The 12,935-nt window shown below is 56.9% G+C and carries 13 protein-coding genes and 1 pseudogene; 6 read left to right on the top strand and 8 right to left on the bottom strand.

Annotated features, from left to right (window positions below; all coding sequences use genetic code 11):
- The first annotated feature begins 6 nt into the window (after nucleotides 1–6).
- Nucleotides 7–816, top strand: a complete 810-nt coding sequence (locus tag FH08_RS0147415) for an oxidoreductase (RefSeq protein ID WP_031365090.1) — start codon at nucleotides 7–9, stop codon at nucleotides 814–816.
- Between the two features lie 58 nt (nucleotides 817–874).
- Nucleotides 875–1,876: an NADP-dependent oxidoreductase gene (locus tag FH08_RS0147410; RefSeq protein WP_031365089.1), complete on the top strand. Its 1,002-nt coding sequence runs from the start codon at nucleotides 875–877 to the stop codon at nucleotides 1,874–1,876.
- A gap of 146 nt (nucleotides 1,877–2,022) precedes the next feature.
- Here the strand turns inward: FH08_RS0147410 and FH08_RS0147405 are convergent, their stop codons facing one another.
- The 4 genes from FH08_RS0147405 to FH08_RS0147385 form a co-directional block, all read right to left on the bottom strand.
- On the bottom strand, nucleotides 2,023–2,847 hold the full coding sequence (locus FH08_RS0147405) for a sulfite exporter TauE/SafE family protein (RefSeq protein WP_051889076.1): 825 nt from the start codon (nucleotides 2,845–2,847) through the stop codon (nucleotides 2,023–2,025).
- 195 nt (nucleotides 2,848–3,042) lie between these two features.
- Nucleotides 3,043–3,564 carry a hypothetical protein gene (locus FH08_RS0147395; RefSeq protein ID WP_152603118.1) on the bottom strand — a complete coding sequence of 174 codons (522 nt, stop codon included), beginning with the start codon at nucleotides 3,562–3,564 and terminating at the stop codon, nucleotides 3,043–3,045.
- Between the two features lie 162 nt (nucleotides 3,565–3,726).
- On the bottom strand, nucleotides 3,727–4,272 hold the full coding sequence (locus FH08_RS0147390) for a DUF1697 domain-containing protein (RefSeq protein WP_035569115.1): 546 nt from the start codon (nucleotides 4,270–4,272) through the stop codon (nucleotides 3,727–3,729).
- A 159-nt stretch (nucleotides 4,273–4,431) separates the two neighbouring features.
- Nucleotides 4,432–5,346, bottom strand: coding sequence for a LysR family transcriptional regulator (locus tag FH08_RS0147385; protein WP_031365085.1), 915 nt, complete (start codon nucleotides 5,344–5,346; stop codon nucleotides 4,432–4,434).
- Between the two features lie 110 nt (nucleotides 5,347–5,456).
- On the opposite strand from FH08_RS0147385, the gene FH08_RS0147380 reads away from it, so the two are divergent.
- The gene (locus FH08_RS0147380; protein WP_031365084.1) at nucleotides 5,457–6,551 is read left to right on the top strand and encodes a tartrate dehydrogenase; all 1,095 of its coding nucleotides are present in this window, start codon (nucleotides 5,457–5,459) and stop codon (nucleotides 6,549–6,551) included.
- A 148-nt stretch (nucleotides 6,552–6,699) separates the two neighbouring features.
- A complete protein-coding gene (locus FH08_RS0147375) occupies nucleotides 6,700–7,476 on the top strand; it encodes a Crp/Fnr family transcriptional regulator (RefSeq protein ID WP_031365083.1) in 777 nt (258 codons plus the stop codon).
- On the opposite strand, the gene FH08_RS0147370 is transcribed toward FH08_RS0147375, so the two are convergent.
- From FH08_RS0147370 to FH08_RS0147355, 4 genes are read right to left on the bottom strand one after another with little or no spacing between them, the layout of a single operon-like run.
- Nucleotides 7,451–8,107 carry an aspartate/glutamate racemase family protein gene (locus tag FH08_RS0147370; RefSeq protein ID WP_031365082.1) on the bottom strand — a complete coding sequence of 219 codons (657 nt, stop codon included), beginning with the start codon at nucleotides 8,105–8,107 and terminating at the stop codon, nucleotides 7,451–7,453. The two genes, FH08_RS0147375 and FH08_RS0147370, sit on opposite strands and share 26 nt — an antisense overlap.
- A 29-nt stretch (nucleotides 8,108–8,136) precedes the next feature.
- Entirely contained in the window at nucleotides 8,137–9,645 is a 1,509-nt protein-coding gene (locus tag FH08_RS0147365; protein WP_031365081.1) for a sugar ABC transporter ATP-binding protein, read from the bottom strand.
- Nucleotides 9,646–9,669: 24 nt separating this feature from the next.
- Nucleotides 9,670–10,614: a substrate-binding domain-containing protein gene (locus tag FH08_RS0147360; RefSeq protein WP_031365080.1), complete on the bottom strand. Its 945-nt coding sequence runs from the start codon at nucleotides 10,612–10,614 to the stop codon at nucleotides 9,670–9,672.
- A 53-nt stretch (nucleotides 10,615–10,667) separates the two neighbouring features.
- Nucleotides 10,668–11,669, bottom strand: coding sequence for an ABC transporter permease (locus FH08_RS0147355; RefSeq protein WP_031365079.1), 1,002 nt, complete (start codon nucleotides 11,667–11,669; stop codon nucleotides 10,668–10,670).
- 209 nt (nucleotides 11,670–11,878) lie between these two features.
- Between FH08_RS0147355 and FH08_RS0147350 the strand changes: the two genes are divergently transcribed.
- Both FH08_RS0147350 and FH08_RS53130 read left to right on the top strand, forming a co-directional pair.
- Complete coding sequence (locus FH08_RS0147350; RefSeq protein WP_031365078.1) at nucleotides 11,879–12,772, top strand: NAD-dependent epimerase/dehydratase family protein; 894 nt, start codon at nucleotides 11,879–11,881, stop codon at nucleotides 12,770–12,772.
- Nucleotides 12,773–12,789: 17 nt separating this feature from the next.
- Nucleotides 12,790–12,903 (top strand): annotated as a pseudogene (locus FH08_RS53130) (IS6 family transposase); the annotation flags it as partial.
- Nucleotides 12,904–12,935 lie beyond the last annotated feature (32 nt).

Here is a 12,935-nt window from a genome sequence, read left to right as displayed (position 1 = left end):
AACATCATGGAAACCGCAATAGCGCTCGTCACGGGCCCCTCGTCAGGAATCGGTGAAGCGACGGCCGAGCGACTTGCGAAGGCCGGATACAAGGTCTACGGCACCAGCCGACGCGGTGCGCAAGCCGGTCAGCGGACGTTCGAGATGCTGCCGCTTGACGTGACTAGCGACGAATCAGTCGAAGCTGCCGTCAAGGAGGTACTACGCCTGCACGGCCGCATCGACTTGCTTGTGAACAACGCTGGTTTCGGCGTCGCCCCTGCCGCGGCGGAAGAGAGTTCGATCGACCAGGCCCGTGCAATCTTCGATACGAACTTCTTCGGGATGATCCGCATGACACGTGCCGTGTTGCCCCCTATGCGGCGACAGGGCAGCGGTCGCATCATCAACATCGGCTCTGTGCTGGGTTTCTTGCCCATGCCGTATATGGCGCTGTATTCCGCTACCAAGCATGCCGTTGCAGGCTATTCGGAGTCGCTCGACCATGAGTTGCGCACCTTGGGCATCCGGGTATCGGTCATTGAGCCGGCCTATATCAAGACGCCTTTCGACGCGAATTTCATGGCGCCCGACTCCCCTATGGACGAGTACCGCGAGGTACGCTCGGCCGTGGATAAGCGAGTGAAAGAGGTAGTCGAGGGCGCGGACGGTCCAGAGGTTGTGGCCGAGACCGTACTGCAGGCCGCCATTGCGGCTCGCCCGAAACTCCGCTACACAGCCGGTGGACTCGCCCGCCGTCTGCGATTGCTACGCAGATTCGCGCCCGCCGGCCTGGTCGACACCGGCATTCGCAAAGATCTGCGGCTCTCAACGTAGATGACCTTGGCTGCCTGCGAAACAACTTGATGCAACCAGAAACTGACAAGGAACCGTGATGAAGGCATTTATCATCGATCGATATGGGCGCAAGAATGGCATACGAACCGGCGATATGCCGATGCCGGAGCCACGCGAGGACGACGTATTGATCCAGATTCACGCCGCTGGCGTAAACCCTGTCGATTCGAAGATCAGGGACGGAGAGTTCAAGCTCATTTTGCCTTATCGTTTGCCGCTGATTTTGGGTAACGATCTGGCCGGGGTTGTTGTTCGCGTCGGATCGCGCGCACGACGATTCAAACCGGGCGATGAGATCTATGCTCGACCGCAGAAGGATCACATCGGCACTTTCGCGGAATTCATTGCGGTCAAAGAGGATGCCGTGGCCCTCAAGCCCGCCTCGCTCACCATGGAGGAAGCGGCTTCAATCCCGCTCGTGGGATTGACTGCCTGGCAGGCGCTGATCGAAAAAGGGCAACTCAAGCGCGGGCAAAAAGTGCTTATCCATGCAGGCTCGGGCGGTGTTGGTACGTTTGCCATTCAACTGGCAAAGCATGTGGGCGCGACTGTCGCAACGACTACGAGCGCACGGAATATTGAACTGGTGAAGCGCCTTGGTGCGGATATCGTCATTGACTACAAGAAGGACGATTTTTCCAGCATCCTTAAGGACTACGACGTGGTACTCGATACCCAAGGCGGAAATGCCTTGGAGAAGTCGCTGCGAGTGCTCAAGCCGGGTGGCAAACTCATCGGGATCGCCGGTCCGCCTGATCCTGATTTTGCTAAAGAGATGGGTGCCTCCTGGTTCTTGAAAACGGTGATGCGCTTTCTGAGCTATCGCATTCGAAAAGCGGCGAAACGTCATGGCGTCAGCTATTCATTTCTTTTCATGCGTGCTGATGGAGGCCAACTAAGCCAGATCGCCAAGCTCATCGACGCAGGTGCAATAAAGCCCGTGATCGATCAGGTGTTCCCGTTCGAGTCAACCAAAGAGGCTTTGACTTACGTCGAAACAGGACGTGTAAAGGGCAAGGTTGTCATCAAGATCCAATAAACGGCGGATTTCCAGAGGCCGGCTTGAAGCTCATTGCGTCCCATTCGAAAAAATTGCGGAAGCAATTGAGATCGACAAGGTGCAGTACCTGCGCCGGCATTGAGAGATTGTCGGTCGCAAGGTCAACGTTCCCTAAAACCCGAACCTTACAAGACGTGTGACTTCCAGATCATTTGAAACGCGGCGGCAAGCACAAAAAGCAGCACCAGGATTCGGAATGTGCCGGGCGGCAGTTTGTCGCGAAGCGGTCGCACAAGCATGATGCCGATAATGACAGGAACACTTGCCGCGGTCGAAATAGCGAGGTCCGTCAGGCTCGTATGAGCGCCTCCGCTGAAGGTGAGGATCAGGGTAAGGATTGATACAACCAGAATGATCGCGATCTGTTTCGTAAATGCCTTGCCGGTTGCTCCTGTCGCGATCAAATACATCGCAAGCAAAGGGCCGGGAACCGAAGCGATACTTTCCATCACGGCCGCGCCAAACCCAAACACAAAACCAGCGGGCCTGGCCAACGCAGGCGAGAGCGTGAGCTTCGGCGCCGCGAGCAATAAAAGCGCTGCCAGCATCAACAGACCACCCGCCGCAGCCTGTGCGCGATGCGGTGCGAGTGAAATCAGGACCGTCACGCCCACGATATTTCCCAGGACAGTGCCAATGAGAGGCGCCGCAATACGGCGAACCGTTGGCAGCATCTCGCCGCCTTCCAACGCTTGCGGGATATTGCCGAGAATGATCGGCATCGAGAGAAGAAGCACGGCCTGCTGGATCGGCAAGAACTGACTCAAGATGGGCATTGCGACAAGCGGCACGCCAATACTGACGATTCCTTTGACCATGCCGCCAAGCACGAGCGCGACAACGATTCCGAGTATTTCGGGCAGATTGAGCGCATGAAGGCTGGCGCCGAGAACGCCGTCAGTAAGATTAATTTGGGCCGCCGTGAGATTGAGAGATGCCTTGGCCGCCATGCAATATGAACGACCGAATCGAAGGGTTTAGCGTTGGCGAGGCGACGCATTTCGAAGGCGCTTATTTTAGCGCCGACTGCACGGCTTCACTGCCTGTGTGATTTGGCTCACCAGCGGCGCAAGCGTACTGGTTGCACAGCCGTGTCGTTGACGCCCAAGGCCATACGCGCACGCGCCCGCACATTTACTTCCGCGTTACGTGGAAAATCCAGTCGGCGGCCGCGGCCGAAAGCCTACGATCACGGCGTTGGCGTCTGCGAAGAACACATCCGGGAAGATCGTCGAGACTTGGGTAAGCGCGATGCGGGCCGCTGTGAGCATCATGGAAAGTTGCTGGTCTGATGCCGACTCACCGAACAGCACCCGCTGCACGAGCACCACGCCGCCGTATTTCGCAAAGAGGCGCAAAACGTAGCCGAGGGAGGAATTGGTCAGCATTTCCGCGCCGTATGTGTCGGCAAGCGCGGTGAGAACGGCGAGTTCCACCTGGTTCGGTCGACGGGGCACCCCACGCTCTGTCGGGCGCGTCCCGCTTAGTGGCATGTTGCCGTTTGAGGGCAAGACAAGGGTGACAAAGCTGCTCGCCGAATGGCTTGCCGCATCAAGCCCTTGCACGCCCGACCTCAGCCCTGCCCTGAATGCCGAAATGGCGGCATCCATCCGAAGGACGAGACGAGCGGTCTCCTGGCTGGCTTGATCGGGCGTAGGTTCGGACATGGGCGAAACTCAAGTCGAAGGTGCGTAACTTTACACCGGAAATGCAGGACCCATAGCACCGGGAAGGCAAGCTTTTTCAATGATCGAGCTGATCATGTCGGTAACAGGTCCGTGGGCAAGGCGATGCTACGACGAGCATGAACCCGGCAACGTTGCAGACGCCTAGGCATGCTTTTGTACTAAACGAATCACGGTATTCCAACTACGCGTTGTGACAGGAACGCTCAAGAGCTTTTCGAGAAATGCGTTGGGACTTCCTGATGAATTTCCGACTTTGATGCTGAGGCTAAATACCTCCGAGTGGGTCAGTTGCAGGACCTTTACGTCACGGCGTTTCGATTCAAGGGGTAGCTGCGCAGCGGACAAGCCATCTGTTGTATGAAGGAAGGATGCACAGCACGTGTGAACACTGTTGGACTCGATTTCCACGAAGGGGCCGAGCGTGATGAGCTGAGCGAGATATTCGATGGTGCGGATGGTGCCCGGCTCCGTGAGCCCGCACGTTCTATGCAGAATCTCGCAAGCGTCATTGAACACCCTTTGCGACTGGCGGCCAGAGCGGGTTGTGAAGACCATCGTTCCGTTAGTCAGGAACGAAGACGCTGACACCGCGCCTGCAGCAGTGAACGCTTCTTCGAACTGGATCTTGGTGGGGCAATGCGGTCGACCAAGATTCAAGTTACGAAAGAAGGCAACGTGTTTATTCATTTTGGTCTTTGCGAGGCGAGAATAAAATTTGATCGAACCGCTCACCGACAGCGAGCGCCTCGTCGGCAGACTCGGCGTTCGGGATTCAGTGCGTTTGTTTCCTGAACATCACGACCGTCTTCGGAGCCGCCGCTGAACTCTCAGGGCGCCCTAAGCCGCTCAAGCTTCAGTTCGCAAAGCATGTATGAGGAAATCGACAAATGACTTAACGCGCGAGCTCGTTTGCAGATGCTGCGGAACGACCGCATAAATATCCGCATCCGGTGTCCGATAGGCCGGTAATACGTGTATCAATCGACCGTCACGCAAGTATTCAGCGATGTCCCACTCTGCACGCATCAGAATGCCGTGACCGTCGAGCGCCCATTTGACTGCAATTTCGCCGTCGTTCGTAGTGAGGTTGCCGCGGACCCGTATAACCTCGGCTTTCTCCGCCGCGCCCCTTCCCGTTGTCAACCGCCAAATACCGTAGCCATCGTCGCCCTGGCGTATGCCGATGCAATTGTGCTGCACGAGATCCTGAGGATGCCGGGGCAGCGGGTGATCAGCGAAGTAAGCCGGTGCGGCACAGAGCAGGCGCCGGTTGGGCGCTACTAGCCGGGCAATGACGCGCGAGTCCGGCGCCTCGCCAAAACGAACGCATACATCGAACGCATTTTCGCTAAGAGGAGGAGGATCAACCGATAGCTGCAGCTGCACGTCGACCTCAGGATACTGCCTCACGAATCGCGAGATGGCAGGGGCAATGTGACTGCGTCCGAAACCCAGCGTGGCGTTGACGCGCAACAGCCCGCTCGGCGCAGCCGCCGCCCCGCCAAGTAGCTGCGCAAGCTCATCCATTTCAGTCAGGATTCTCCGCGCGCGGGCCGCGTAAAGGTCGCCCTCGGGCGTGAGGCTCATTCGGCGGGTCGTCCGGCTTACCAGCGCGACGCCTGTGCGCGCTTCCATTTGAGAGAGGTGCTTGCTGACCGCCGCCGTGCTCAACCCTAACTCGCGCGCAGCGGCTGTCAGGCTGCCACAGCCCGCCAGGATAGAGAAAAAACTTAAGTCTTCTGCCTGTATTGGAGAGGTCATTGGCAGCTGGATTGTTAACTCAAAGTTAAAGACAGTTTAACTCCAGCAGCGTTTTGAGGGACATTTGCGCTTTAGCATGCCCAGATGTTTCCCAATTTCAGAGACGAGAGATGAAGAGTTATCGGATCGCGACCATCCCTGGAGACGGCATCGGCAAAGAAGTGGTGCCAGCAGGACAGGAAGTGCTGGAAGCACTGGCCGCGCAAACTGACCGCTTTACGTTCGAGTTCGAAAACTTCGTCTGGGGTGGTGACTACTACCGTGAGCATGGGGTGATGATGCCAGCCGATGGCCTTGATGCAATTCGGCACAAGGACGCGATCCTGTTCGGCTCAGCCGGCGACCCGGCGATCCCCGACCACGTCACGCTTTGGGGACTCCGCCTCAAGATCTGCCAGGGCTTCGACCAATACGCCAACGTGCGTCCCACCAGAATCCTGCCGGGCATTGATGCACCGCTTAAACGCTGTGGTCCCACTGATCTCGACTGGGTGATCGTCAGGGAAAATTCAGAGGGCGAATATTCTGGTGTAGGCGGCCGAGCGCATCAAGGCCATCCGATCGAAGTCGCGACCGACGTTTCGATCATGACGCGAGCCGGTGTTGAAAGAATCCTGCGCTTCGCTTTTCGCCTGGCAGCGTCGCGTCCACGCAAGCTGCTGACCGTTATCACCAAGAGCAACGCGCAGCGTCACGCCATGGTGATGTGGGACGAAATCGCGCTCGAAATTTCAAAAGAATTTCCGGATGTCACATGGGACAAGGAACTCGTTGATGCCGCCACTGCGCGCATGGTGAACCGTCCTGCAACGCTCGACACGATTGTCGCAACCAACCTGCATGCCGATATCCTGAGCGACCTGGCTGCTGCGCTGGCCGGAAGTCTCGGCATCGCGCCGACTGCCAATCTCGATCCCGAGCGCCGCTATCCGTCCATGTTCGAGCCAATCCATGGTTCAGCGTTCGACATCATGGGCAGGGGACTCGCGAATCCTATTGGTACGTTCTGGTCAGTCGTCATGATGCTCGAGCATCTTGGCGAAATAGACGCTGCGCGCGCAGTGATGAAGGCCATTGAGCACGTCACGGCGAATCCCGCAATGCATACAGGTGACCTTGGCGGCACAGCAACGACCCGGCAAGTCACCGATGCGGTCTGCGCATTTATTGCGGCCCATGCAGCAGAAGCGCCGCAGGTTGCCTGAATCCGGGTCGTCAGAACGTTCACCCGTTGTACGCAATTTTGTCAGCGATGGTTCGACTTCACGGGTACAACACATCATGGCGAACGCCTGCACAGAAACCGCTCTTAACCCTTCTCGGGTCAGGGGCCAAAATACAAGGAGACTTCCAATGTGGTTTGTCGGAAAAAGCGAGCTTCTCTCGCTAATCGAACGTCACTGCCTCGATGAAGTGATGCCGGCGTTCAGCGATCACCGCACGGTTCGAAAAAATACAACGATCTACAAACCCGAAGACCTGAGCAATCATGTCTATTTGCTCAAAAGCGGCAGCGTTCGGCTCTTCAGGCTTACCGAAGACGGGCAAGAGATCACCCTTTCCTTTATCAAGGCCGGGATGCTGTTCGGCGACGGCGATGTTCTGAACGAAGCCAATTATTCGCATCATGCGCAGACGCTCGCTCCCAGCATGATCTGCTACATTCGCAAGGCCGATTTCAAACAACTGCTCGCCCGCTATGACGTGATCAACGAGTTCGTCTTGAGAAGCCACTACCTTCGATGGCAGGAAGCTCAGCAGCTAATCGAAAATCTGTCCCTGCACGACGTGCGCAAGCGCCTGACCAACATCCTCGTGATGTTCGCCGGTCAGATAGGCGTCGAATTCGACTGCCTGAGTCGAGCAGATGCAGTCCTTATCGATCTACCTATCCCTCAAGACAAGCTTGCCGAATTCATCGGTACATCGCGCGAATCCGTCAACCGGCACTTCAACGACCTGAAGGCTGAAGGGCTGACCGCCATGCACGAACGCAAGATCGTGCTGACTCCCCTCTTCGTTGCGAAATTCATGCGCAACAAATTGCCGGCAAAACTTGTGTTGCCGGCATCGTTCACTGCGCCTCCCTTGAACGCTCAGGCCGTCAAAGCGCCGCTAGAGCGCGTTTAACCGCTTCTACGCCGCTACGCGGGCTGGACAGCACAGGGACACGCAGCACGCCCAGCGTGGGAATGAGACGTGCCATCGACACTTGCGCGAGCACGACTACGTCGACTTGATCGGCGAGCGCGACAATTGTCTGCTTAAGAATCTCGTCGTGCAGCGCACCGTCGCCGCGCAGCAGCGCCTCGAACGCCCCCTCCGCGATCCGTTCGGTCACGTCCACCGTGCGGCCGCGCTCACCGGCCTTACGCCGGATCAGCCGCACGGTCGGGTCCAGCGTAGTGGATACGGTTGCGACCACGCCGATGCGCGGGCCGATCGCGCTGGCCTCTTCCGCCATGGATTCGTCGATCTTTACGATGGGCGTGCGGATAAACTCTTTCAATGAGTCCGTCGCCTCGCCAACCGAAGAGCACGCATTGAGGATGATGTCCGCGCCCATCGCCTGCGCATTTAACATGTAGCTGTAAATGCGGCTGCCGACTTCCGGTGTCAGATGCCCCGCCGCACGCACATCGTTCAGCAAGCTGTCATCCATGATGTTGATCACGCGCGCATGCGCGATCAACTCGCTTAGTTGTTCCTTGATCGGCAGAACCGTCACGGGTCCTGTATGAATCACAGCTATCGTTGTCATGGTTTTCCATTCAATGAGTGAAATCAAAATCAAGCGGTCGCGGCGGCCATCACGCGCTCCTGGGTCGCCTGCTCACGCGTCATCTCGCCATTCAACTGTCCTTCACGGACAATCAGAATCCTGTCGCTGACTGCAAGTACTTCCAGCAAATCCGACGAAATGACAATGATCCCGATCCCTTGCGAAGCGAGCCGCGCCAACAGTGCGTGCACCTCCGCCTTGGCGCCGACATCAATGCCGCGTGTTGGCTCGTCAACAATCAGGACCTTGGGATTTCGCGCGACCCATTTAGCGATCACGATCTTCTGCTGATTACCGCCGCTAAGATTGACGACCTTCTGTTCAGTGTCCGGCGTCTTGATACCCAGACTGCGCACGAACTGTTTGCAGCTATTTTCTTCTTTAGCGCGTTGCAGGAACTGAAAGGGTGAATAGCGCTTCAAGTGGGTCAGGCTGAAGTTTTCCCGTACGCTCATTCCGAGCACCAGCCCCTGCGCCTTGCGGTCTTCGGTCACGAACCCAATGCCCTGTTCAATCGCATCGTGCGGACTGCGGATCGTCACAGGCTTGCCGTCAATGGCGATACTTCCCGTGCAGGGGCGCATGCCGAAAATCATCTCCATGATCTCCGTACGCCCCGAACCGACCAGTCCCGCAACGCCCAGGATTTCGCCGCGGTGCAACGTGAAGTTGACGTCCCGTATCCTCGCTTGCGCGCCCTTCACCGCACGCAGCGACAAATCGCGAACTTCCAGTACGGGCTCCTTGCTTGCGTGCGACACGGTGGACCCTGGGTATAGATCGCTTAACTCACGATCGACCATCATGCGAACCAGCGAATCGCGGGTTACATTCGCAATGGGCGAGGTATCGACGGTACGACCATCGCGGAGCACTGTCACATGGTCCGCAAGCTCAAAAATCTCCTCGAGCCTGTGCGAAATGTAGACCACCGCGATGTTGCGCTCGCGCAAGCGCTTGATTAATCGCAGCAGCGTGCGTGTTTCATGATGGCTGAGCGAAGCAGTCGGTTCATCCATGATGATGACCTTGGACTGATGCGCGAGTGCCTTGGCGATCTCGATCATCTGCTGCTGCCCGACGCTCAACTCGCTCACACGTGCGGCGGGGTCAAGATCGAGTTCGATCGTTTGAAGCATCTCTTTTGCCTCGCGGCCCATACGTGCCCGATCGAGCAAACCAAGGCGATTGAGTGGCTCCCTGGCGAGGAACAGATTTTCAGCAACGCTAAGATTTTCGACCACCGACAACTCCTGATAGATGATGCCAATTCCCAGCGCGCGCGCATGGTTGTTGTCGCGCAGCGCGATTTCCTTGCCCTCGATGAGGATGCTTCCGCCTGGGTCCGGGCTATAGACACCCGTCAATATCTTCATCAGCGTGCTCTTGCCGGCCCCATTCTCCCCGGCAAGCGCTAACACCTCGCCTTGCCGGATCTGAAGATTGACGCCATCGAGCGCCTTGACGCCGGGGAACGTTTTGGAAATGTTCCTCATCTCCAGAAATGGCGCTGTCATGGCTTTCCCTTGCTCGTGCCGAGCTTACTTGGTGTAGCTTCCAAGATTATCTTTAGTCACAACCGTCACACCCGTATCGATGTCTTTAGGAGGCTCTCCCGTGCCCTGGATCTGCGCCACCAGGTTATTCACCGCGAGCGAACCCATGGTGACCGGGCGCTGAACCATGATCCCCTGAATCGAGCCGTCCTTAAGCGCCTTTAGCGTGTCGGGAAGATCGTCAAACGCGAGCACCTCGAGCTTGCCTTTCATCGCGCCGAACTCCTTCGTGTTGAGCACCTTCGACACCGCCGGCCCACCGACCTGACTTACTCCGAAAATGCCCTTCAGTTGCGGATGAGCCCGCAGGGTTGTCTCGACTACCGAAACGCCTCTGGCGAGGTCATCGTCCGTGCCCTGTGTTTCCACAATCTTGATCCCCGGATATTTCGCCAGCCCCTGCTTTATCCCGGCGATACGTTCATTGAGATTCACCGCACCGAGCTGCCCGGTCACTATCGCGACTTCACCGGATCCGCCAAGCGCCTTGCCCATCGTCTCGGCCATGGTCGCCCCGGCCGACTCGTTGTTTGTACCGATGTACATCGACCGGCCGCTCTTGGGCGAGTCCGAGTCGAACGTCAGTACCTTTATGCCACTCTGTTCAGCGCGCTTCATCGCGCTCTCAACTGACTTGGGTTCGTTCACAGAGATAGCAATGCCGTCGACATGCTTCGAGATCAGGTCTTCGATGATCTTCACCTGTGTCGAACCCTGTGTGTTTTGCGGCACCACCCATTGATACTTGACACCCATCTTGTCGGCGGACTGTTGGGCGCCCTTGTTGCAGTCGTCGAAGAACGGCACAGCCACCTTCGGAATGACGGCGACGGAAATATCTTTCACGTCCTTGGCTTGCGTCGACGCACACAGACATAGGGCCGTAGTGGCCAACCCGATGCTCATTGCGGTGCGAAATGTCATATCCATTTTTGTCTCCAGTTTTGTTTTAGTGCTGTTACAAGGTCAGGACGATGCGAGTCTCAACGTCCCTTTCGGCGGACACGCCAGATGTCGATACTGACCGCGATCAGAATGACGCAACCGGTAATGGCTTGCTGTGCGTAGGTATCAATGTTCAACAGCACGACGCCGTTAGCGATGATTCCCGCCAACGCCGCGCCAATAATCGCGCCCTCTACGCTGCCGGCTCCTCCGGAAAGGCTTGCGCCGCCGATTGCCGCTGCCGCGATAACATCGAGTTCAGCCCCGAAACCCGATGCCGGCTCCGCCGAGACAAAGCGCGAGAAACTGACAATGCCGGCGATAGAAGCAATGAGCCCCGACAATGCGTAGACAATGAATTTGACGCGAAAGGTGCGCACGCCACTCAAGCGAGCTGCCATCTCGTTGCCTCCGGTTGCATACACATGCCGGCCAAAACGGGTCTGACGCATCAATACGGAAAAACATATCGTCATAAAAATCATGATGACCACGGGAAACGGCACGAACCCGAGATACCCCTGTCCGATGAACGTGAAGCTATCGGGTACGTCGGGCGTGACCGGAACGCCTTTGGTAATCATGTACATCAAGCCCCGTCCAATGCTCAAAGTACCCAGCGTGGCAATGAAGGGCGGCAACTGGATCCAGGTGACCAGAAATCCATTGAAACAGCCGACTGCGAGTCCCACGAATAGTCCTGCAAATACCGCCGATACAGGACCGGCCCCGTGCTGAAACGCAAGCGCCGTCACGAGCGATGACAGGCCCATCACGGAACCCACGGACAGATCGATACCGCCCGTGATGATGACAAGCATCATGCCTATGGACATGATGGCAATCAGCGAAAATGACCTGAACACCCCCATCAGGTTGTTCGTCGTCAGGAAATAGGGAGAGAAAATGCTGATCAGGATTCCAACCAATAGCAATACCGAAAAAATATTCAGCTCGCGGATCTTGAGCCAGCCACGCAGCGTGTCGGAAAGACGCGCCTGGAAGGGTTGCGGATCCTCTTTGGACGATATTGCGGCCACCGATGTCTCCTTGATTTAATTCTCGTTGAGGAAGATCGTAGGTTGTCGCCCGCCGTCGTGTCTGTGACGAGCGTCATACATTGGTGTCGGGGTTGTCCCTGATGAGTGTCGATGCACGACTATGAAGTTCGTCACAGAAGCCGTGCCTACCCGGGGGTAACATCAGGCTCCAAAGTCGAGCCCCAACAATGAGACCAGGAGTACAACGTATGACGAAGAGAGTGATAGTGACCGGCGGCAGCGGGCTTGCCGGAAAATGGGTGGTCGAGGATCTCGTCGCGCATGGTTATGAAGTGTTGAATCTCGACCGCGTACCCATGACCAAGCCCATAGCACGTACCTTGATTACCGACCTTACCGACGCGGGACAGGTCTTCAACGCGCTCGCATCGAGTACCGTTCTAAAAGAGTTCGACGACGATCTTGAGCCCAAGCCTATTGACGCGATCGTCCATTTTGCGGCCATCCCCCGGATCCTCATCACCACCGACAATGAGGTATTCCGCATCAACGTGATGTCGACTTATAACGTACTCGACGCCGCATCGAAACTGGGTATCAAGAAGGTGATCGTTGCCTCGAGCGAGACGACCTATGGCGTCGTGTTTGCCCACCGGCACCGGGACCCCGAATACTTTCCGCTGGACGAGCAATATCCGGTCGATCCGATGGACAGCTATGCCATGTCGAAAGTGATCAACGAAGTCACTGCCAAGGCGTTTCATGCGCGCACAGGCGCAGATATTTATTGCTTCCGGATTGGTAACGTACTTGACCCCATCGACTATCAAAAATTCCCGGCGTGGTTCAAAGACCCGGGACTGCGAAAGCGGATTGCGTGGAGTTATATCGACGGACGGGATCTGGCAACAGCATGCCGGCTTGGCATCGAAAAGGACGGGCTTGGCTTTGAAGTCATGAACGTCGCCGCTGACGATGTATCTTCCGACCAGCCGACGGCGGAACTGTTGAAGCAGTTTTATCCCAACGTACCCGTCAAGAAGCAGCTTGGCGAATTCGAGACCCTGTTGAGCAACGGCAAGCTGAAAAGGCTGCTGGGCTGGCAGCAAAACTATCGATGGAGAGATCAGGTTCCTCAATAGGCTCCCGGCTACGTCTGCGCCGAGTGATCAGGCTGCTCCCTGTTCTTGAGAAGGCGTTCCGACCGTGCAAGCGTGCGGTCGGAAGAGGTTGTCGAATAGACAAGACTTATATCAAGGTTAAAGGCGAGTGGACATAACCACCCACTCAACCTCGCAAAGGACG

Source organism: Caballeronia sordidicola (assembly GCF_000729995.1).
Lineage (GTDB): Bacteria > Pseudomonadota > Gammaproteobacteria > Burkholderiales > Burkholderiaceae > Caballeronia > Caballeronia sordidicola_A.
The sequence above is the reverse complement of the archived record's forward strand: the minus strand, read 5'-3'. Positions and strand labels throughout refer to the sequence as shown.

Bases quoted from the DNA above. Each gene is read 5' to 3' on its own strand.
- FH08_RS0147385 (WP_031365085.1), bottom strand. From the start codon at position 5,346: ATGACCTCTCCAATACAGGCAGAAGACTTAAGTTTTTTCTCTATCCTG.
- FH08_RS0147410 (WP_031365089.1), top strand. From the start codon at position 875: ATGAAGGCATTTATCATCGATCGATATGGGCGCAAGAATGGCATACGA.
- FH08_RS0147380 (WP_031365084.1), top strand. From the start codon at position 5,457: ATGAAGAGTTATCGGATCGCGACCATCCCTGGAGACGGCATCGGCAAA.
- FH08_RS0147415 (WP_031365090.1), top strand. From the start codon at position 7: ATGGAAACCGCAATAGCGCTCGTCACGGGCCCCTCGTCAGGAATCGGT.
- FH08_RS0147395 (WP_152603118.1), bottom strand. From the start codon at position 3,564: ATGTCCGAACCTACGCCCGATCAAGCCAGCCAGGAGACCGCTCGTCTC.
- FH08_RS0147375 (WP_031365083.1), top strand. From the start codon at position 6,700: ATGTGGTTTGTCGGAAAAAGCGAGCTTCTCTCGCTAATCGAACGTCAC.
- FH08_RS0147390 (WP_035569115.1), bottom strand. From the start codon at position 4,272: ATGAATAAACACGTTGCCTTCTTTCGTAACTTGAATCTTGGTCGACCG.
- FH08_RS0147360 (WP_031365080.1), bottom strand. From the start codon at position 10,614: ATGGATATGACATTTCGCACCGCAATGAGCATCGGGTTGGCCACTACG.
- FH08_RS0147365 (WP_031365081.1), bottom strand. From the start codon at position 9,645: ATGACAGCGCCATTTCTGGAGATGAGGAACATTTCCAAAACGTTCCCC.
- FH08_RS0147370 (WP_031365082.1), bottom strand. From the start codon at position 8,107: ATGACAACGATAGCTGTGATTCATACAGGACCCGTGACGGTTCTGCCG.
- FH08_RS0147350 (WP_031365078.1), top strand. From the start codon at position 11,879: ATGACGAAGAGAGTGATAGTGACCGGCGGCAGCGGGCTTGCCGGAAAA.
- FH08_RS0147405 (WP_051889076.1), bottom strand. From the start codon at position 2,847: ATGGCGGCCAAGGCATCTCTCAATCTCACGGCGGCCCAAATTAATCTT.